Source organism: Idiomarina sp. ST20R2A10 (assembly GCF_051842345.1).
Classification (GTDB): domain Bacteria; phylum Pseudomonadota; class Gammaproteobacteria; order Enterobacterales; family Alteromonadaceae; genus Idiomarina; species Idiomarina loihiensis.
Genome location: NZ_JBNIEY010000001.1, coordinates 696,530 through 716,812, shown reverse-complemented (window position 1 = coordinate 716,812; position 20,283 = coordinate 696,530). Strand labels below are relative to the sequence as shown.

Here is a 20,283-nt window from a genome sequence, read left to right as displayed (position 1 = left end):
AATAGAGGCCAGTGTTTATTTAAGGATAAAATTATGCAAGAGCGCAGAAGTGTTAGGTTCATTGGAGCTTTGTTGTTATTAGGCGCCATGACGGGGTGTGCCTCGCAAAGTTCATTTAACCAGTTACCTGATACTGTGGTACTCGCTGAGCCTGAGCGGGCTGAATTTCGCTATGAAATTGAGCTGGCACGCATTGCGCAAATGTTAAGAGAAGACTTAACCGAAGAACAGCGCGGAGAGTTATACTACCGTCGCGGCGCGCTATACGATGCAGTAGGCTTAAGAACTCTTGCGAGAATGGATTTTACCCGGGCTTTAGAATATAACCCTAGACTGGCCGATGCGTATAATTTCTTAGGGATTCAATATACGCAATTAGAAGAGTTTGATTACGCCTACGAGGCTTTTGATTCAGCAATTGAACTAAACCCCGAACATCGCTACGCCTATTTGAACCGTGGTATAGCTGAGTATTACGACGCCAGAACGAAACTGTCTCAGGAAGACTTAGAATACCATCTGGAAAAAGAACCCGATGATCCTTATCGTGTTATTTGGCTGTTTCTCGCCGAACATGAAAATGATGCTGAACTGGCACAAGAAAGTCTGAAGCAAAACGCTGAGAAACTGGATAAGTCCGACTGGGGGTATCAGATTGTACAACTGTATGCCGAGAAACTTTCTGAAGAAGAGTTTTTACAACGTATGACTCGTAACTTAGGCGAGTCGGAAAAGCTGACTGAACGTTTGTGTGAAGCCTATTTTTACCTTGGCAAATACATGCAAATGAAAGGAGAGCAACTGCAGGCTGTTAACTATTTTAAATTGGCTCTAATGACCAATGTGTATGGCTTCGTTGAACACCGTTATGCGTCGGTTGAGTTAACCCGTATTCGTGAATCGTTACTTAGTCGTTAAAGAGAAAAGGAGTGAAAGCCGGACTCTTAATTGTGTTGTTTCTGCTTGCTTTAAGTGGGTGGTCTCATCAGGTTCATAACCACCAACAAGAGCTCAGCAGGTTAGCGCATCAGGGTAATGCCCAGGCACAAAATCAACTGGCAAATCATCACTGGAAACTTGATAACCGTACCGCTGCTTATTATTGGTGGCAGCGGTCGGCAAAGCAGCATTATTTCCCGGCCATAGAAAGTTTAATTGACGAATTTCCGAGAGCAAATGACACCTGGCTTGAACTGGCCGTTGCTGCTGGTGACCCGGCGGCTCAACGGCAGGTAGCTAGTGCTGAATTAACCGATCAGAAAACATCAATAAATCAATGGCAGAACCGCTGGGGCGATTCGAGAGAACCTTGGTTGCAGAGCAAGCTTGAATTGATTGAACGCTATAAGAATAATGGTCAGTGTGATATGGAAATTAATGTCGTTGCAGCGGATTCTGGGGAAAAACGACGTTATCTTAACTTTTTGTCCGCGGTACAAAATGCACCTTTTGATACTCAGAATTGGTGCGTTAGCTTTACTTTGGACGAAAACTTATCTTGTGTAACCGATACGCAGAGAAAACGGGCAAGTTGTCATTTTGAAAAAAGTTTTGATAGGCAGGTAATATTAGCCGAAGAAGGCATTGCCAGTGCCAATAGTCAGACACTGACTTTAACGACTGACAGTTCAGAAGCGGTTATTCAACATGAGCTAGGACACTGGATGGGGTTCGCTGATGAATACGAAATGTCAGAAGTACTCGCCCAGAAGTTTTGTTACGGCTATTATGACCATGACAGTCTGAATATTATTGTGACAGAAGCTCATAATGAGTATTCAGCCCAGCAGATCAAAGCGATTTATCAAAGGCTACCGTGGAAAGATGAACTCAGTTCCTGGCAAGATATTGCGATTAAGAAGCAAGGGAAGTGGCGTTTAGGAAGCTCTGGGGAAGCCGTTGTCGGCCTTTTTAAAGCGGATACCTGTAACGCTATAGATGACAGACAAGCATGGCGCCCTGTTAATACTAGAACCGCTATGGAGCGGCACGACACCAAACTATGGCCAGAAATCTACTTAAGATTGCTGGAGCAAAAAACTAACGCTTTTGATTTAGACGCTAATAGCGACTTGCGCCAGAATTAGCACTGGGCAGAGTGTTGCCAGAAACCAAATAAGTGAACGAAGTTTGTCATAGTTGCTTAAATAAGCAATGTGATAGAGCACTCTAAGTACAATAAATGAAATGCTTAAAAATTCAATTCGGTCAGTGATCTGAGAAGTTGCCAGGGCTGCCAATACTGCTGCGGCAAATAATGGGAAAGCTTCATAGGCATTATAGTGACCGGCAACGGCCCGGGCTCCACGCCCAAGTAACCGTTGCTGTTGAGCTCTGGGATGTTTATTGTCATAACCGTTATCGCGGTTCTGAAAGTAAACCACAGGTGCCTTAGCCAAAATTGGCAAGACTCCGGCAATGAGTAAACACCACAATAAAAGGCTCATGGTCACTATTCCTTAATTAACGTACGGTTTCGCCTGCTGCCTGTAAATCAGCATGATAAGACGAGCGTACGAGCGGTCCACTGGCAATGTGGCTAAAGCCCATTTCGACACCAGCAACACGCAGCTCTTCAAACTCGTCGGGGTGCACGTAGCGTGCTACCGGAATATGGTGGCGGCTAGGCTGCAAATACTGTCCGATAGTCAACATGTCGACATCGTGCGCACGAAGATCTTTCATGACTTCCAGTATTTCTTCTTTGGTTTCGCCAAGGCCGACCATAAGTCCCGACTTAGTCCGGATATCCGGCCGAACTTCTTTGTATTTTTGCAGCAAGTCTAAAGACCACTGGTAATTTGCACCAGGACGAGCTGCCTTATACAGGCGTGGCACGGTCTCAAGGTTGTGGTTAAATACGTCAGGCGCCTCGCCTTTGAGAATATCGATTGCAACCTGCATACGACCACGAAAATCCGGTACCAGCACTTCTACCTGAATGTTGTTCTCACTGTGCTCACGAATTTCACGAATACAGTCCGCAAAGTGCTGAGCACCGCCGTCGCGTAAATCATCACGGTCAACCGATGTAATTACGACATACTTTACTTTCATGTCGCGGATGGTTTTGCCCAGCTTTTCAGCTTCTTCCGGATCGGGAGGAAGAGGGCGACCGTGAGCAACGTCACAGAATGGGCAACGACGTGTACAGATGTCGCCCAGGATCATAAAACTGGCTGTACCGTGATTAAAACATTCCGGTAAATTTGGACAGGATGCTTCCTCACAAACAGAGTGCAAACCATGGCTGCGCATTGCTTGCTTAATTTCATCAATACGCTCAGTTGAAGAAGGTAACTTCACCTTCAGCCACGACGGCTTACGCAACATCTGATCGCGTTCGGTGGGAATAATTTGTACTGGTATCAGTGCCATTTTATCGGCGTCACGCATTTTGACACCAGGTTCAACTCTAACTGGCTTTGACATAATCTTGAGCGAGTCCCGTTTGTTGAAGAATGTTGCTGTAGGAAAGAGAGCTGGTAAAGTGTTTTATCACTGCATCAGCCGCTTCACTAAAGCTATCAGGACCATTGAGATCCTTAGTTTGAATCATTTTTATGCCCGAAAGACCACAAGGGTTTATTCGGGAAAAAGGTTCCATATCCATATTGACGTTCAAGGCCAATCCGTGGAAAGAACAGCCTTTACGAATACGCAGTCCCAGAGAGCAAATTTTATCTGTATTTACATAAACTCCAGGAGCGTCTCGACGCGCTTTGGCATCAATTTCGTAGTCGGAAAGGGTTGCAATGACGGTGTTTTCAATGTGGTTAACGAGTTGACGGACACCATAATTAAGACGACGGATATTAAGAAGGAAATAAATAACAAGCTGACCCGGACCGTGATAGGTAACCTGTCCGCCTCTGTCGACCTGGATAACCGGAATATCACCCGGAGCGAGAATATGCTCAGCTTTTCCCGCCTGTCCTTGAGTGAATACAGGATCGTGCTCGACCACCCACAGCTCGTCGGCAGTATGTTCGTCGCGTTGGTCAGTGAATTCTTGCATAGCATGCCATACGGGTTCGTATGGCTGCCTGCCCAATTCACGGATAATTAGGGTATCGTTCATGCCGCCATTATAACGTTTGTCAGCAACAACGGCTAGTCCTGCCGCTACAGAACGTAGCGAACGTCCTCGATATCTGAGAGTGAACGATACAATATTTCGATATGCTGCTGGCTTTCGACACGCACAGCAACAGAAATTGAGTGGTAGTTGCCTTTGCTGCTGGGCTTTACGGAAGGACTGTAGTCGCCCGGAGCATGCTCTTGTAAAACTTCCACAACCTGATCAGGAAGGCTGTCACTAGCAACCCCCATCACTTTAAAAGTAAAGTGACAGGGGAAATCGACCAGTTCGTCAAAACGAGTTTTTTGCATCTATCTAAACCTTTATTCTTCAGTAAACTGCTGTTTTATATAGTCCATCATCTTCTTGAAGAATCCACCTTCTTCGACAGCTTGTAAGGTTACCAGCGGAAATGAAGCTACATCTTCGCCATTTAGCTGAAGGTAAACTGTGCCTACATGCTGACCTTTGGAAAGCGGTGCCTGTAGCTGCTCATCAAGCTCAAAGTTAGCTTTTAATTTATCACGTTGACCTTTAGGTAAGGTGATAACGACATCTTCACTAATACCCAGCTCGACTTCATCTAAATCTCCACCCCAAATACGTTGGGAAATGAAGCTTTCGCCGGCAGAATATGCTTTTACGGTTTCGAAATAACGGAATCCGTAGTTAAGCAGTTTTTTGCTTTCAACTTTACGCGCTTGTTCACTGTTAGTTCCCATAACCACAGCAATTAATCGGGTTCCGTCTTCAACGGCGGAAGAAACCAAGCTATAACCCGCTTCATTAGTATGGCCGGTTTTAATGCCATCGACGTTCAAGCTCCGATCCCATAGCAATGAGTTGCGATTGTATTGCTTAATATTATTGTAGGTAAAAGACTTTTCTGAGTAGAGTTTATATTCGTCAGGAGTCTCATTTATTAAAGCACTTGCTAACGTGGCCATATCACGAGCGGAGACGTATTGCTCAGAATCAGGCAGCCCGTGACTGTTCGCAAAGTGACTGTCCTTCATGCCTATTTGTTCAGCATAATTATTCATTAACCCAGCGAAAGCGTCTTCGCTTCCCGCAATATGTTCAGCCATTGCAACACAGGCGTCGTTACCAGAGGAAATAATGATGCCACGGTTTAACTCTTTAACACTGACCTCTTTGCCAACTTCGATAAACATTTTGGATGACTCAGGGAAGTTTTTGGCCCAGGCATTTTCGCTTACAGTAACAATATCCTTCTCGCTAATGCGGCCAGCTAGCATTTCTTTACCAATAATATAGCTGGTCATCATTTTGGTCAGGCTGGCCGGGGGCAGGCTTTCACGGGAATTATTTTCTGCTAACACTTTGCCAGTAGTGTGATCGATAAGAATATAGGCTTTCGCATTAACCGACGGCGCATCGGGAACTAATGACTGAGCGGCGAAGCTTGCTGAGCTGAATAATAGGGTTACGGCAGTAAAAAGGTGACAAATTTTTTTCATTGGGATTATCTTTATCTTATCGGTCAAAAAGTGAATCAAATGCGTAAAGAGGCCGAATTATATCAGTTTTGTTGCACAGCGTCAGGAGTATCCGTCTGACTTTGCGCCGCCTTTACGCGAAAAGCTTGAGGGTATCCGGAAGATCGTATTTGCTCGAGTAAATCGTAGCTTTTCTGTTCTGAAACCGGACCCAGCATTAATTTATGTAGACCATCCGTTTTCTCTGTAGTTGCAATTTCCTGGAACTTGGGCGGCAGGTTGCGTTTTAACTGCGATAAACGGTTAATATCTGATGAAGCCACCAATTGAATATGATAATTCGATTGGCTTCCCGGGGCAGACTGATCTTCGACTCGCATTGGCGTTTTTAAATTAATGGCTTCAACTCTAACCGGGGCTGTACCACTATCCAACATACCCAACTTATAAGCCGCCGCAAATGACAAGTCGATAATACGTTCAGGATGGAATGGCCCGCGATCATTTACTCTAACAGTGACGGTACGGTCGTTGTTCAAGTTAGTGACTTTTACATAAGTAGGCAGAGGTAACCGGGTATGAGCCGCTGACATACTGTACATATCATAATATTCACCATTCGAAGTCAGATGCCCATGAAATTTATTTCCATACCAGGAGGCATAACCTTCCTCGACATACCCTACCGCACTGTCCATTACCTCATAATTATTGCCTAAGACCCGATAGTCCCGATTCCCCTGAGGACTGATAGGCTCATGTACGGGAACGGCACTGCGTAACTCCGACTCAGTAGGTAAACGAGTCGGAGCACTGTCTTCATGCTGAGAGTATCGGCCGGAGGGACCGCTGGAGCAACTACTGAGCAAAAACACGCTCAGCATTAAGGTGGATAAATTACTGCACTTCATTTTTCAGTTGCTCGCTAAACTGGTAGACAGCCATCGCGTAAAGTGGACTGTGGTTATACCGGGTAATCACATAGAAGTTGTCGTATCCCAGCCAGTATTCATGAGCGTTTTCTGTTTCAAACTCAAATACTCTGACCTCGGTACCATTATTAACCGCCTTATGCTGCGGAAGTTCATAGCCTTTACGCTTAATTTCGGAACGCGTGGTATTGGGTTTCATACCGTCGCTGACTAACGCTTTCCAGTCTTGTTCATTACCAAGAGGCTGTGCTACAGGTTGGCCTTGCTGCCATTTATGTTCTGCAAAATAATTAGCCACACTGCCGATAGCATCGACCGGATTCGTCAAAATGTCTCTTTGTCCGTCGTTGTCAAAGTCCACCGCGTAATGCCGATAGCTGGAGGAAATAAACTGACCGAAACCCATAGCACCGGCGTAGGAACCTTTTGCTTCGGCTACGTCCCAACCTTCTTCAGATGCTAACTGAAAGAATTCGCTAAGTTCGGAACGGAAGAAACTTGAACGGGGGGGGTAATGAAAGCCTAAAGTGTAGAGTGAATCCAGAACGGAATATTTCCCCATATAATTGCCATAAAAGGTTTCGACGCCAATGATTGCAACTATGATTTGAGCAGGTACACCGTATTCAGCTTCTGCACGTTCCAGCGTTTCTTTATGTTTTTTCCAGAACTTAACGCCCGCTTCTAAGCGTTTTTCAGTTAAGAAAATTGGGTAGTATTGATACCAGGGCTTGGCTTCCCATGGACGCTGAATGGCTTCAAGAACCTCGTCGTTTTTCCGAGCTGTCGAAAGCCATTGGCGAACTTGCTCTTCGTCCAGCTTGTGCTGCTCAACTTGCTGCTGAATAAAATCTTCAACCTCAGGGCTCTGCTCCTGAGCATTTGCAGCAAAGCTGCTTGTTGCGGTTAGCAACGCTAATCCTAATAAGGTGCGCATATAGTTTCCCTGTTTTTTTAGCCATTTTTCATAACTAAGCGATGATGGGTCGCAATTGACATGAGCATGCCGAAGCCGGCCATAAGTGTCACCATCGACGTGCCACCATAGCTGATTAAAGGTAATGGTACCCCAACCACTGGCAATAGTCCTGAAACCATACCAATATTTACAAAGACATAAACAAAGAAGGTGAGTGTTAATGAACCGGCCAGTAATTTACAAAAGATATCCTGGGTTTGTAGAGCAATAATTAGGCCTCGTAAAATAACAAAGCCGTACAAGGCAAGCAGAAGGATAACTCCGGTAAGGCCGAACTCCTCACTAAAAACAGAAAAAATAAAGTCGGTGTGACGTTCTGGTAGAAACTGAAGTTGAGATTGAGTTCCTTGAAGCCAGCCTTTACCATCAATGCCGCCTGAGCCGATGGCAATTTTTGACTGAATAATGTGGTAACCGGAACCGAGAGGATCACGCTCGGGGTTTAAAAAAGTGAGCACTCTTTGACGCTGGTAGTCGTGCATAAGATAAAACCAGAGCACAGGGGTAAAAGCCGCAGCAGAAATAGCCGCGGCGGTAACTAACTTCCAGCTTAGTCCAGCCAAAAATATAACGAAAAGTCCAGCGCAGGCAACCAGCAGAGAAGTCCCTAAGTCGGGTTGTCGGGCAATGAGTAAGGTTGGAATAATCACCAGCACTAAAGCGCCAAACAATCGATAAATGGAGGGCGGAATAGGGTGTTGATTCATATACCAGGCCAGCATAAGGGGCATGGCAAGTTTCATTATTTCTGACGGCTGTATGGTTAAAGGGCCTATATCCAGCCACCGTTGAGCGCCTTTCCCCATTTCCCCGAAAACAAGTACGGCCACTAGCAGCAGAACCCCGGCACCAAAGGCTGGCACCGCAAAGCGTGACAGGGCACGTGGTGGAATTTGTGCAACTACAAAAAGTACAACAAACGATAACCCAATACGTATCGACTGCCTTTCTACGACCTCCAGATCCTGCCCGGCAGCGCTGTAAATAACAAATAAACTAAGAACTGAGAGCACAACCAAAGGAATCAGCAGTGGCCCATCAATATGCAGTTTTTTCAGTAGCGGACTTCTTTGGCGTTCTTCAGTTGTCAGCATTTGTTTCTTCCTGCTGTTTTTTGCCATTGTTAAATCGGGTGTGCCAGACGTCTAATATTTTTCTTGCTACCGGTGCGGCGACACTTCCGCCGCCCCCAAGAGAGTTTTCTATTGCTACCACAACAACAACTTCAGGATCCTCTGCCGGAGCGTAACCCACGTACATCGCATTATCGCGATAGCGCTCGGCGATATCTTCTGCATTATATTCCTCTTCCTGTCCGAGGCTTCTGACCTGAGCTGTTCCGGTTTTGCCTGCCGACGAGTAGGGCGCGTCTTTAAACGCTCTATGCGCTGTACCTTTGGGTGACATGTTGACGTTACGCATCCCTTTAGTGATAACTTCCCAGTTGCTGCTATCGGATAAGGTCAATTTTTCCCGGTGGGCGATTAAAGCTTCTTCAAATACACCGTCTTGTATTTTACCGCGAAGCAGCCTGGGAATAAGGTGCTCACCTTTATTTGCAACCATGGCCGTTGCAACGGCTAGTTGCATAGGTGTTGCCGTCCAGTAACTCTGACCAATACCGACAGAAAGAGTTTCGCCCGCATACCAGGGCTGACCGAAACGCGCTCTTTTCCAACCACGAGATGGCATTAATGCAGAGACTTCTTCGTGAATATCGATGCCTGTTCTTTCGCCAAAACCAAACTGGGTCATAAAACCGGATATCTTATCGACGCCGAGTTTCAGAGCTAAATCGTAATAAAATGTATCACAGCTTTCAGTAATGGCTCTTTCTACGTCAACCCAACCGTGTCCCCAGGCCAGCCAGTCGCGATAGCGTCGGTCAACGCCTTTTATTTCAAACCAGCCGGGGTCCCATATGCGAGTATCTTCTTCAATGGTGCCATCTTCTAATCCAAGTAAACCTATCTGAGGTTTAATCGTTGAGGCCGGAGGGTATGCTCCCTGAGTAACGCGGTTAAGCAGTGGGCTCTGGGTTGAATTCAGTAACGACTGATATTGCTTAACGGAAATACCATTGACGAACCAGTTTGGATCGTAGCTGGGAGTGCTTACCATAGCCAATATCCCACCGGTGGTGGCATCCATTAATATAATAGAACCGCGTTGCTCCCCCAGTAACTCGGCAGCTTTTCTTTGCAACTCAAGGTCGAGTTCTAAGATGATATCCTGCCCGGGCTTGGGAGCTTCAATACTCAGAGTTCTTACCGCACGTCCGCGATTATTAACCTCAACACTCTGATAACCGACCTCGCCATGCAGGTCTTTCTCGTAGTATCTTTCGATGCCGAGCTTTCCGATTGTCCGGCTGGCGGCGTAATTAGGTAACTCGCCGCTTTCACGTAGTTTCTCGACATCACGACGGTTGATTTTTGCAACGTAACCTACGGCATGAGTCAGTAACTCTTTATGCGGATAGTTCCGGATTAAACGAGCTTCGATACTCACTCCGGGATACTTATGTTGTTGAGCTGCAAAAACCGCGAGTTGCTTTTCATTCAGCTCATCAAGTAAGGGAACATTATTAAAACGCCGTTGGTTTTTTAGGTTTCGGTAAAAGCGTTCAATAGTGCTGTCGGGGAATTCGAGCAACTGTTGAAGTTGACTTAGAGTCTGCTCAAGGTTGCCGATTTCTTCCGGGGTAACATCAAGACTGTAAATTGGTGTGTTTTCCGCTAACAAAATACCGTTGCGGTCATAAATTAAGCCTCGATTCGGCGCCAGGGGAAGTAATTTTATCCGATTATCGTTAGAGCGCGTTTGAAGCTCATTGTGTTCACTTACCTGCAAGTGATACATGTTCGATGCCAGAGCTATAAAAACCGCCACAACAATCACCATAGCAACAAGCACGCGTCGTCCAAAAACGGCCGCTTCGGAATCATGATCACGTATGTGGGTGCGGTGACGCATTATTATTCTTATTCTCTATGGTACGGATGATTGTTATTCAGGCTCCATGCCCGGTAAAGACTTTCTGCGACGATTAACCTGACCACCGGATGGGGCAATGTTAATTTAGACAAAGACCAGCGTTGCTCAGCTGCCGCCAGGCATTCATCAGAAAGGCCCTCAGGCCCGCCGATTAATAGAGTGACATCTCTGCCGTCCATTTGCCACTTCTCTAATTGCTGAGCAAGCTTAGGCGTGTCCCAGGCCTGACCTGTGACCTCTAAAGTGACAATTCGGTTCCCTTTGGGTATTGCTTGCAGCAGCAATTTACCTTCTTGTTGCATAACGCGGTTTAAATCTGCTTTACGCGTTCGTTTTTGGGCCGCTATTTCATGCAGCACTAGCTTACAATCCGCCGGGAACCGTTTTTTATATTCGTTAAAGCCTTCAGTAACCCACGTGGGCATTTTTGTGCCAACGGCGAGTAATTGAATTTGCACTGACTAGCCCCAGAGTTTTTCTAATTGATAGAAGTCGCGGATGCTGTCCTGCATTACATGTATAACAACATCACCAAGATCAACTAAAACCCATTCCGACTGTTCTCCACCTTCTACACCAATAGGTGGCGTGCCAGCATGTTTTGCTTCTGTAGCCACATGTTCAGCAATGCTTCTTACATGCGTTTTCGAGCTGCCAGAGCAGATGATCATGTAATCAACAACGTCGGTTTTATCATGAACATCTAAAATTTGAACGTCACGACCTTTAAGATCATCGATTTTATCAATGACAAATTCACGCAATTCTTCTGCCTGCAAAAGATTTTCTCCGATTTAAGGATTAAAACCCGAAGTTTAACAGAAATTAGGAAAAGTGTTCAGTTACAAATACAGCTGATGTCGTCTTATATAGTCATAAACATCGGAAGGCAGTGGTAGGTTTTTTTCACGTTTTTGAAGTTGCTTCCGGAGTTCAGTGGCGGAAACATCGACCATTGGAGTTTCTGCAATATAAAGCAACCCCTGGCGTTGTTCATTTAAGGTGTTTCTATCGCGGGTCATATGCGCTGAAATAAACTCTTTCAACTCATCATTCTGAGGGTTAAAAGGAACCCCGGCTCTTGGCATAATGACAAGGTGAGCGTACTCAATAAGCTGGCGCCACTGATGCCAGCGATGAAGACTCATTAATGAATCCATCCCCATCACAAAAAGTAGGGTGTCATCAGGAAATTGGGTTTTAAATTCACTTAATGTATTGGCGGTAAAGGAAGGTCTATTCTGTCTTAACTCCCAGTCCTCGACGGTGAAAGCCGTGTGCTGTTGAGACGCAAGTTTAACCATGTCCAACCGCTGCCCGGGGCTGGCATCCGGCTGCGGACGATGGGGCGGTACCGCGCTTGGCATCAGCGCTAAAGTGGAAATATCGAGCTCTTTTACCAGAGCGGCTGCTGTTTCCAGGTGCCCGTTATGAATAGGGTCGAATGTGCCGCCAAAAATTGCGCGTATCATAGCTGAATAAATTTTTCGTTCGGTTCAATGCCGTGATTAAATACCGAAAGTCCGTCATTAATGGCGTTGGCATTATTGCAGCAAAGTAAACTGAGTAGATGTGTTGTCAATGTAAGAGGAGATTCGCCGCTATCGAGCTTAAGCGCCGCTTCTATTCTCTCAATGAGTTGCTGTGCACTCAATAGAGTTTGCTGGCTCAATTGATTTGCGCGCTGGTGATACCCCGGTTGCTGATTAGGCCAAATCATAAATTGACGGAAAAGCGCGTTTGTATCGGTTTGTGTCTGCTTAGCTTTTTGCAACGCTGTTAGCAATTGTACTTCGCGCTGCAAAATCCAGATAAGCCTGTGAAAGTCATTTTCTTCGTCCAGTAAGCGCTCGAGGCGATGCAACGCACCTTCGAAATCTTGCTGCTGGATACTTTCCTGCAGCGCAAACACACTAAAGCGGCTGACATCATCAATGGAGCTTTTCAGAAAGTCTTCCGTAATGACACCATCGTTGCTCAGCAATTGCCATTTACTGAGTTCCTGATCCAGAGCAAGTAAATTTCCTTCAAACCAGTCTGATAACTTTTCCGGGACACCCGCGACGAGAGTGAGTTGATAACGCTGAGCACGCTGGTGAATAAAGGCGGGCAACTGTGACTTATCCGGGCTTTGGGTGCGAACCAGCGGACCGCGTTCTGCCAGTGCTTTAAACCAGCGACTGTTTTGGGTCTCTTTTTTTAACCGGTCGCCAATAACAACCAGAATTTCGCTGTCGGCCTGATTCTTTGCGTATTCGGTCAATGCGGCAGAACCGTCCCGACCGGGTTTGTTTTCGGGCAATTCCAGCTCAACCAGCCGCATATTGCCAAACAGGCTCATTGACTGCTCACCGGCAGACAGTTGCTGCCAGTCGAAGTCTTTACTTTGTAACCAATGCACCCGCTCGAGGTCATCACTGGCTAAGCTTTTTCGAATACTAGCCAGCGCGTCGTTCCTGAGTAAAAGGTCATCACCAAACACTAGCAGGACAGGGGGGATCCCATTCTGTTGCAGGAAGTGTTCGAGCTTTTCAGGGTAGATAGTTTGCATTGGCTAGGAATTCGATTCCGACATTTCGGATATGATTTGTTGCAAAATAAGGCGTGACGCTTCGGCTCTCATTTCATCGACCAGCATTTCCCGTTCGCGGGTTTTAGCCAATACAAAGTTAGGGTCGTCCTGATAGTCCCGCGCGACTTCAACCGTTCGCTCAAGTAGCAGTTTTTCGTTGTTGAACAACTGATAATTGACCTGATACAAAAGCTCGTATTCTGCAACCTGGCCACTTTCAAACAACGACAATGTTCTTCGCTCTAACTTATCTGAAAGAAGCCGAACAACAACAGGCTGTTCCGCTTTAGATACCTGGATCCCCGAATGAATAAAGCGCTGCTCCATATGCTCACTTAATTCTTTTGAAACATGGCTTTGCAGAGAAACCGCCTGCAACGTTTCCGGTAGCTGGTAGTTTCCACGCAGCTGAAAGCCACACCCGTTAAGAGTGGCTATCAGCAGCAGGGTGAGTACAAGGTTTAAGGTAACGCGCATAGGTTATCCAACAACAATATTGAGAATTTTTCCGGGCACGTAGATTTTCTTACGAACGTCTTTGCCCTCAGTATGCTTTTGTACAGCTTCTTCATCAAAAGCAATTTGCTCAACTTGTTCCGCGGAAGCGTCGGCCGGTACGGTTAATTTGGCTCGAACCTTGCCATTAATTTGCACCACAATCAGTTTTTCGTCTTCAACCAACGCACTTTCGTCAACGGCCGGCCAGTCAGCGAAAGACAGCGGCTCCTGATGCCCCAGCTCCTGCCATAATTGCTCACAGATATGCGGTGTGATAGGCGCAAGCATACGAACCATCGCATCGATAGACTCAGCTAATACCTGACGGTCCGCTTCGCTTTCCAATGGCGCTTTTTGTAAGTGGTTGAGCAGCTCCATAATGGCTGCTATTGCTGTATTAAAGTGCTGGCGGCGTCCCATGTCATCGCTGACTTTAGCGATGGTTTTATGCAACTCGCGACGCAGCTGCTTTTGGTTTGCATTTAAGCTTTGACCTGAACAAGCGCCGCCGGCGTTATTTAAGTCGTAAGTCAGTTTCCATAGACGGCGTAAAAAGCGTTGCGCACCTTCAACACCAGAGTCTGACCACTCCAGCGTCATTTCCGGTGGTGCGGCAAACATCATAAATAACCGTACGGTATCCGCGCCATAGCGTTCAACCATGGTTTGCGGGTCAATACCGTTATTTTTAGACTTTGACATTTTGCTCATGCCGCCGATATTAACCGGCTGGCCGTCTTGCTTATGTTTAGCTCCGGCGATGGCACCTTTGTCGTCACGCTCAATGTCAACTTCAAGAGGTGACACCCACTGCTTACCGCCTTTTTCATCTTCGCGGTAATAGCTGTCCGCCAGTACCATGCCTTGACACAGAAGACGCTTGAATGGCTCGTCAGATTCCACTAAGCCAGTATCGCGCAGTAACTTATGGAAGAAACGGGCATACAGCAAATGCAAAATGGCGTGTTCAATACCACCAATATATTGATCGACCGGTAGCCAATAGTTGGCTTTTTCTGGATCCAGCATCGCATCATCAGTTTGTGCGCTGCAGTAACGAGCGTAGTACCACGACGACTCCATAAAGGTGTCGAAGGTATCGGTTTCGTGTTCTGCCGGCTGGCCGTTATATTCTGTTTTACGCCATTCAGGGTCGGATTTTATCGGTGAATTCACACCGTCCATAACGACATTTTCAGGCAGTTTAACCGGTAGCTGATCTTCCGGCACTGGCACGGACTCACCATTTTCCAGATTCAGCATTGGAATTGGAGTTCCCCAGTAACGCTGACGAGATACCCCCCAGTCGCGCAAACGGTAGTTTATTTTACGCTCACCAATGCCTTTCTCTTTTAGCTCGGTTGCAATAGCGTCAAAGGCTTGAGCCGAGCTCATGCCGTTATACGGCCCCGAGTTAATAACGGTACCTTTCTCAGTAATGGCTGCTTTTTCAATGTCACTATCGCCACTAAGAGGTTCAATTACCGGGCGAATTTCCAACTGGTATTTCGTTGCAAACTCCCAGTCGCGCTGGTCATGTGCAGGCACGGCCATAACGGCACCGGAACCGTAATCCATTAAAACAAAGTTAGCGACCCACACCGGAATTTCTTCGCCGGTCATTGGGTGAACGGCTTTAATACCGGTGTCCATACCCAGCTTTTCCATGGTGGCAATATCAGCTTCTGCAACTTTGCTGTTTTTGCACTCCTCAATGAATTTAGCCAGTTCAGGATTCGTTTTAGCGGCTTCCGTAGCTAAAGGATGCTGTGCTGCAACGCCCATGTAGGTAACACCGTAAAGTGTGTCCGGACGGGTGGTATAAACGCGTAAAGTCTGCTCCGAGGAGGCGACCTTGAAGTCAATTTCGACACCCTCTGAGCGGCCGATCCAGTTACGTTGCATCGCTTTGACCTGTTCTGGCCAGCCATCCAGTTGCTCAAGGTCATTCAATAACTCTTCAGCGTAATCGGTAATTTTAATAAACCACTGAGGAATTTCTTTTTGTTCTACTTTGGCACCTGAACGCCAGCCTCGGCCGTCAATGACTTGCTCATTGGCCAACACCGTCTGGTCTACCGGGTCCCAGTTGACCGTCGCATTCTTCTTATACACCAGGCCTTTTTCATAAAGCTTAGTGAAGAACCATTGTTCCCAGCGATAATAATCCGGCGAGCAAGTCGCGAGCTCACGGTTCCAGTCGTAGCCAAAACCTAAGCTTTTTAACTGCTCGCGCATGTAATCGATATTTTGATAAGTCCATTTCGCCGGTGCCGTTTTATTTTGTATAGCGGCATTTTCAGCAGGTAGCCCAAAGGCATCCCAGCCCATAGGTTGCATAACATTCTTTCCGAGCATACGCTGATGACGGCTAATGACATCACCTAAAGTATAATTACGAACATGCCCCATGTGCAGCTTTCCGCTAGGGTAGGGGAACATAGACAGGCAGTAGAACTTGTCTTTGCCCGGCTGCTCCTTTGCCGTAAATACGTCTTGTTCCTGCCAGCGTTTTTGCATGGCAGATTCGATTTTGCTCGGATTGTATTGTTCTTGCATAATTCCTGCTGATTCCGTTTGAATTTAAATATCGGTTTAGCTAATTGCGTACCACATAAGAAGTACAACGACTATGCCGGCCAGACCAAAAAAACCGTTTTCAAAAACAGCGCGTTGTTTGACTTCGGCAGGCTCTGACTTATCAATGGCGAACAACATGAGCCAGGAAGTGAGTCCCAGACCACCTGCAGCAATAAGCACAGCAAAAAGAATAGCGTCAAATATATTTTCCATAATGAGATCCCTGTGAAAAAATGGAAAAGAACAGCAACAGAATAGTTCTGCTAAGCCTTTATAGTGTACTGATTTTCGCGCCCGATGACTATGTCTGAGCGTGTTTCTTAGTACGTTTTGTAGCGATTACAGGTAACAAGCCAAACAGAGCCAGAATTATAGCTCCCCAGTTACCAATTTTATTAAATAACGTTGAACCACTAACCGGATAAACATCGGCAGATAATGCTGTTGCGGTAAACTGCGGAGCCAGCTCTATATATTGGCCATGTTCGTCAACGGCAGCTGTGACACCATTATTCGTTGCCCGCAATAAGGGTTTGCCAAGCTCCATTGCACGCATCCGCGCTATTTGCATGTGTTGCCAGGGGCCGTGTGAATCACCAAACCATGTGTCATTGCTAATGGTCACCAGATAGTCGGTATCGTCGTAGGTATTGCTACGAACTTGCCCTGCAAAAGCTATTTCATAGCATATTGCCATGGCCAGGTTACTACCGTTAGCTTTAAGGTTAGGTTGTTGGTATCCCCCGCGGCTAAATGACGACATTGGGAGGTTAAATAACGGAGCCAGCGGGCGTAAAAGGTCTTCAAAGGGAACAAATTCCCCTATGGGCAGCAGTTGATGTTTTTGGTAGCGGTTAGCATTGCCGTAACTGTAGCTTTCTTCGTCCAGCACTATAACCGAGTTGTAAAAATCGTCGTTTAATCTGTCGTAGTCAATAATACCGGTAATTAAGGCTGAGCCGTTCATGCTCGCAGACTGTTCTACTGTATTGAGGACATCACTCGCGTAGGGCTCAAGTGCCGTTATAGCGGATTCAGGCCAAATAACCAGATCGTGGTTAAACTTGGGACGGGTTAAATCAAGGTAGCGCAGAATATTCGGCCATTGCTGTTCAGCCTGCCATTTTAATGACTGTTGGATGTTGCCCTGTACCAGCAATACCGACATAGATTCTGCTTTTCTCTCTGTGGGTTGTATTTTAGGAAATACGACAGCGCAAGTGAGAAAAACAAGTGGAATTAAAAGCGACGCCGGCTTTTTGAATCTTAGCGCCAGAACCAAAGTAATGGCAGTAAACCAAAGAGCCACCGTAATACCGGTTTCACCAATAACCGGAGCCAACCCACCGAAAATACCATCAGTTTGGCTGTAGCCGAGACTTAGCCAGGGGAAGCCCGTGAATAGCCAGCCTCTGAGTAGCTCAGCAATAAGCCAAAAGAAAGGCAGGCTGAAGCGCCAGGCAAATTTACGATGAGAGAGCTTCTGCCAACACCAAAATGCAATTGCAGGAAACAGTGCTAAATAAGCAAAGAGTAGTACTAATAGAAGCAGCGTAACCGGAACCGGAACACCACCATACTGATCGATGCTAACGTAAATCCAGCTTAAACCGGCACCGAACCAACCCATGCCGAAGACAAAGCCCGCTCTGAATGCACGTTTAGGGGCGAGGGGCCATATCAGTCTTACCACTATAGGCAGTATGATAAACGGCAGCCAATGCCAGTGAAAAGGTGAATAAGACAGCGTCAGGAGAGCGCCGCAAATCACTAATAGCAAAGAGCGCGTAACGCTTCCTGAATGCTTCATCATTACTGTGCAGACTCCGGCGAGGTGTCGGTATCAGAGTCGAGACTGACTTGCAGTTGCTGAATACGTCTTTTATCTGCATTAGTGACCCGGAAGGTCATGTTGCCAAGCGTCACTTCTTCACCTGCCTGCGGTAAATGGCCAAAGCCGTGTGCGACCAGGCCACCAACGGTATCGTGTTCTTCATCACTGAAGTTGGTGTCAAAGTATTGGTTAAAATCTTCAATGGTAGTTAAAGCTTTTATCGAATAACGGCTTGGGCTAAGACGACGAATATTGGTCTTTTCGTCGTTACCATGAGCATCAGTTTCGTCTTCAATTTCGCCAACTATTTCTTCCAGAATGTCTTCAATAGTGACCAGACCAGACACTCCGCCGTATTCATCAACGACAATCGCCATATGATAGCGGTTGGAACGGAACTCTTTGAGCAATACGTCAACGCGCTTACTCTCCGGAACAATAACCGCCGGGCGCATAACTTTGTCCAGTGAAAAGGCTTCATCGGTCATATTAAAGCCGTAGCTGAGCAAATCCTTTGCTAACAGAATACCCTCAACGTGATCTTTATTGTCAGTAACAACCGGGTAACGACTGTGTTGAGAATCGATAACGATAGGCAGGAATTCGTCTACACCTTGGTGGATATCAATGGTGACCATTTGTGAGCGCGGGATCATAATGTCACGGACTTTAAGTTCAGCGACGTCGAGCACGCCTTCAATCATTTCTCTGGTATCGTTGTCTATCAGGTCGCGGTCTTCGGCGTCCTGAATCAAATCGACGAGTTCTTCTCTGCTTTTCGGCTCACCAGCGAATGCTTGCAGCAGTCTCGCTGCCCAGGATTTTCCCGATGAGCCGTTGGCTGAGTGGGGGTTGTCGTCGCTCATTGAGTGTTAAGCTCCATGTTGTCTGCGGTTTGATACGGGTCTGATATTCCCAGACTCGCTAAGATGTTACGTTCAATTTGTTCCATTTCTTCGGCTTCGTCGTCTTCAATATGATCGTAACCTAATAGGTGGAGAGTACCGTGTATCACCATATGCGTCCAGTGGTCGATGGCTGACTTTTGTTGCTCTTCAGCTTCACGTTCAACGACGCTCTGACAGATAACCAAATCACCTAACAAAGTGACGGGTAATTCTACCGGGCTATTGAATGGGAAAGACAAAACATTGGTGGCGTAATCTTTATTGCGGAACTCATTATTAAGCTGCTGAGCTTCTTCTGATGCAGCAATGCGCACCGTTAGCTCAACCGCTTTATCATCTTTTTTCAGGTAATCCAGAGTGGCCGAGACCCAGTTATGAACAGCGTTTTCCTCTGGAGCATTAGTAATACCGTCAGCCAGTTGATAATCCAGTGTTAAATCAGCCATTAGTTTTTATCAAATTCCTCGTAGGCTTGAACGATACGCTGCACTACGGGGTGGCGTACGACATCACCGGCCTGAAAGAAGGTAAAGCTGATGTCCGTGACTTTATTTAGTACCTCAATGGCGTGCCTTAATCCTGAGCGTTGGCCCCGGGGCAAATCAACCTGAGTGATGTCGCCGGTAATAACAGCTCGTGAATTAAAACCAATACGGGTCAGGAACATTTTCATCTGTTCACAAGTGGTATTCTGGCTTTCATCCAGGATTATAAAGGCGTCATTCAGTGTACGTCCGCGCATGTAAGCCAGCGGAGCCACTTCAATAACGTTGCGTTCAATGAGTTTTTCAACTTTTTCAAAGCCGAGCATTTCAAATAAAGCGTCATAAAGAGGGCGCAAATAGGGGTCTACTTTCTGAGCTAAGTCTCCCGGTAAGAAACCGAGTTTTTCACCCGCTTCCACTGCCGGTCGAGTCAATAGAATACGGCGCACTTCCTGACGTTCCAATGCATCTACTGCACAAGCTACCGCCAGATAAGTTTTACCGGTACCGGCCGGTCCAATACCAAAATTCACATCATGAGCCAGAATGGCGCGAACATAACCAGCCTGATTATGATTCCGAGGCTTAATTAAGCCGCGTTTGGTTTTAATGTGAGTCATTTTTTCAGCGGCAGGGTCGCCTTGATCGTTGCTTTGCTCAAGAACTTTTGCCTGTTGAATAGCCAGGTGCACTTGTTCGGGTTCAATTTGGCCTTCTTTGCCTTTTACGGTTGCGGTTTCAACGTAGAGGTCGAGCAACAATTTGTGCACGGCTGCAACGCTGGCAGCGTGGCCTATCAGTTGAAATTGATGACCGCGGTGCGTTATTTCAACGCCCAGGCGACGCTCTACATGCTTCAGATTTTCGTCTAAAGGCCCGCAGAGATTGGAAAGCCGACGTGAATCCGCCGGCTCTAGTTCAAAATCAAGTGTCTGTGTTTGTGGACTCAATCGTTTC

The 20,283-nt window shown here is 46.5% G+C and carries 22 protein-coding genes; 2 read left to right on the top strand and 20 right to left on the bottom strand.

Going from position 1 to position 20,283, the window contains the following annotated elements; translation table 11 throughout:
• Window positions 1-33: 33 nt before the first annotated feature.
• Together nlpI and ACP7H9_RS03580 are read left to right on the top strand one after the other, a co-directional pair.
• Window positions 34-918 (top strand): lipoprotein NlpI, encoded by an 885-nt coding sequence (gene nlpI, locus ACP7H9_RS03585; RefSeq protein WP_114981542.1) that lies wholly within the window; start codon window positions 34-36, stop codon window positions 916-918.
• A gap of 11 nt (window positions 919-929) precedes the next feature.
• Complete coding sequence (locus tag ACP7H9_RS03580) at window positions 930-2,087, top strand: peptidase (RefSeq protein WP_114981541.1); 1,158 nt, start codon at window positions 930-932, stop codon at window positions 2,085-2,087.
• Here the strand turns inward: ACP7H9_RS03580 and ACP7H9_RS03575 are convergent.
• The 20 genes from ACP7H9_RS03575 to ACP7H9_RS03480 form a co-directional block, all read right to left on the bottom strand.
• Complete coding sequence (locus ACP7H9_RS03575) at window positions 2,055-2,447, bottom strand: MAPEG family protein (protein WP_011234212.1); 393 nt, start codon at window positions 2,445-2,447, stop codon at window positions 2,055-2,057. The genes ACP7H9_RS03580 and ACP7H9_RS03575 overlap by 33 nt on opposite strands.
• 16 nt (window positions 2,448-2,463) lie before the next feature.
• On the bottom strand, window positions 2,464-3,432 hold the full coding sequence (gene lipA / locus ACP7H9_RS03570; RefSeq protein WP_016341310.1) for a lipoyl synthase: 969 nt from the start codon (window positions 3,430-3,432) through the stop codon (window positions 2,464-2,466).
• Window positions 3,416-4,081 carry a lipoyl(octanoyl) transferase LipB gene (gene lipB / locus ACP7H9_RS03565; protein ID WP_114981540.1) on the bottom strand — a complete coding sequence of 222 codons (666 nt, stop codon included), beginning with the start codon at window positions 4,079-4,081 and terminating at the stop codon, window positions 3,416-3,418. The genes lipA and lipB overlap by 17 nt, the downstream gene beginning before the upstream one ends.
• A gap of 44 nt (window positions 4,082-4,125) precedes the next feature.
• Window positions 4,126-4,392, bottom strand: a complete 267-nt coding sequence (gene ybeD / locus ACP7H9_RS03560) for a DUF493 family protein YbeD (RefSeq protein WP_011234209.1) — start codon at window positions 4,390-4,392, stop codon at window positions 4,126-4,128.
• Between the two features lie 12 nt (window positions 4,393-4,404).
• Window positions 4,405-5,562: a D-alanyl-D-alanine carboxypeptidase family protein gene (locus tag ACP7H9_RS03555; protein ID WP_011234208.1), complete on the bottom strand. Its 1,158-nt coding sequence runs from the start codon at window positions 5,560-5,562 to the stop codon at window positions 4,405-4,407.
• Window positions 5,563-5,624: 62 nt separating this feature from the next.
• The gene (locus tag ACP7H9_RS03550; RefSeq protein WP_011234207.1) at window positions 5,625-6,452 is read right to left on the bottom strand and encodes a septal ring lytic transglycosylase RlpA family protein; all 828 of its coding nucleotides are present in this window, start codon (window positions 6,450-6,452) and stop codon (window positions 5,625-5,627) included.
• A complete protein-coding gene (gene mltB, locus ACP7H9_RS03545) occupies window positions 6,439-7,410 on the bottom strand; it encodes a lytic murein transglycosylase B (protein WP_110012610.1) in 972 nt (323 codons plus the stop codon). The genes ACP7H9_RS03550 and mltB overlap by 14 nt, the downstream gene beginning before the upstream one ends.
• A gap of 17 nt (window positions 7,411-7,427) precedes the next feature.
• Window positions 7,428-8,546: a rod shape-determining protein RodA gene (gene rodA, locus ACP7H9_RS03540; protein ID WP_114981539.1), complete on the bottom strand. Its 1,119-nt coding sequence runs from the start codon at window positions 8,544-8,546 to the stop codon at window positions 7,428-7,430.
• A complete protein-coding gene (mrdA, locus tag ACP7H9_RS03535) occupies window positions 8,533-10,428 on the bottom strand; it encodes a penicillin-binding protein 2 (RefSeq protein ID WP_439222177.1) in 1,896 nt (631 codons plus the stop codon). The genes rodA and mrdA overlap by 14 nt, the downstream gene beginning before the upstream one ends.
• Before the next feature lie 8 nt (window positions 10,429-10,436).
• The gene (gene rlmH / locus ACP7H9_RS03530) at window positions 10,437-10,907 is read right to left on the bottom strand and encodes a 23S rRNA (pseudouridine(1915)-N(3))-methyltransferase RlmH (RefSeq protein WP_439222176.1); all 471 of its coding nucleotides are present in this window, start codon (window positions 10,905-10,907) and stop codon (window positions 10,437-10,439) included.
• Between the two features lie 3 nt (window positions 10,908-10,910).
• Entirely contained in the window at window positions 10,911-11,228 is a 318-nt protein-coding gene (rsfS, locus tag ACP7H9_RS03525; protein ID WP_011234202.1) for a ribosome silencing factor, read from the bottom strand.
• 63 nt (window positions 11,229-11,291) lie between these two features.
• Window positions 11,292-11,921: a nicotinate-nucleotide adenylyltransferase gene (gene nadD / locus ACP7H9_RS03520; protein WP_439222175.1), complete on the bottom strand. Its 630-nt coding sequence runs from the start codon at window positions 11,919-11,921 to the stop codon at window positions 11,292-11,294.
• On the bottom strand, window positions 11,918-13,000 hold the full coding sequence (gene holA / locus ACP7H9_RS03515) for a DNA polymerase III subunit delta (RefSeq protein ID WP_439222174.1): 1,083 nt from the start codon (window positions 12,998-13,000) through the stop codon (window positions 11,918-11,920). Before holA ends, nadD begins: the two co-directional genes overlap by 4 nt.
• Before the next feature lie 3 nt (window positions 13,001-13,003).
• A complete protein-coding gene (locus tag ACP7H9_RS03510; protein WP_011234199.1) occupies window positions 13,004-13,498 on the bottom strand; it encodes an LPS-assembly lipoprotein LptE in 495 nt (164 codons plus the stop codon).
• 3 nt (window positions 13,499-13,501) lie between these two features.
• Entirely contained in the window at window positions 13,502-16,078 is a 2,577-nt protein-coding gene (leuS, locus tag ACP7H9_RS03505; RefSeq protein ID WP_439222173.1) for a leucine--tRNA ligase, read from the bottom strand.
• Window positions 16,079-16,114: 36 nt separating this feature from the next.
• Window positions 16,115-16,312 (bottom strand): hypothetical protein, encoded by a 198-nt coding sequence (locus ACP7H9_RS03500; RefSeq protein WP_011234197.1) that lies wholly within the window; start codon window positions 16,310-16,312, stop codon window positions 16,115-16,117.
• Window positions 16,313-16,400: 88 nt separating this feature from the next.
• Entirely contained in the window at window positions 16,401-17,912 is a 1,512-nt protein-coding gene (gene lnt, locus ACP7H9_RS03495) for an apolipoprotein N-acyltransferase (protein ID WP_110012603.1), read from the bottom strand.
• Entirely contained in the window at window positions 17,912-18,799 is an 888-nt protein-coding gene (gene corC, locus ACP7H9_RS03490) for a CNNM family magnesium/cobalt transport protein CorC (RefSeq protein ID WP_034820206.1), read from the bottom strand. Before corC ends, lnt begins: the two co-directional genes overlap by 1 nt.
• Window positions 18,796-19,287, bottom strand: a complete 492-nt coding sequence (ybeY, locus tag ACP7H9_RS03485; RefSeq protein ID WP_034820209.1) for an rRNA maturation RNase YbeY — start codon at window positions 19,285-19,287, stop codon at window positions 18,796-18,798. Before ybeY ends, corC begins: the two co-directional genes overlap by 4 nt.
• Window positions 19,287-20,276: a PhoH family protein gene (locus ACP7H9_RS03480; RefSeq protein ID WP_034820212.1), complete on the bottom strand. Its 990-nt coding sequence runs from the start codon at window positions 20,274-20,276 to the stop codon at window positions 19,287-19,289. The genes ybeY and ACP7H9_RS03480 overlap by 1 nt, the downstream gene beginning before the upstream one ends.
• Window positions 20,277-20,283 lie beyond the last annotated feature (7 nt).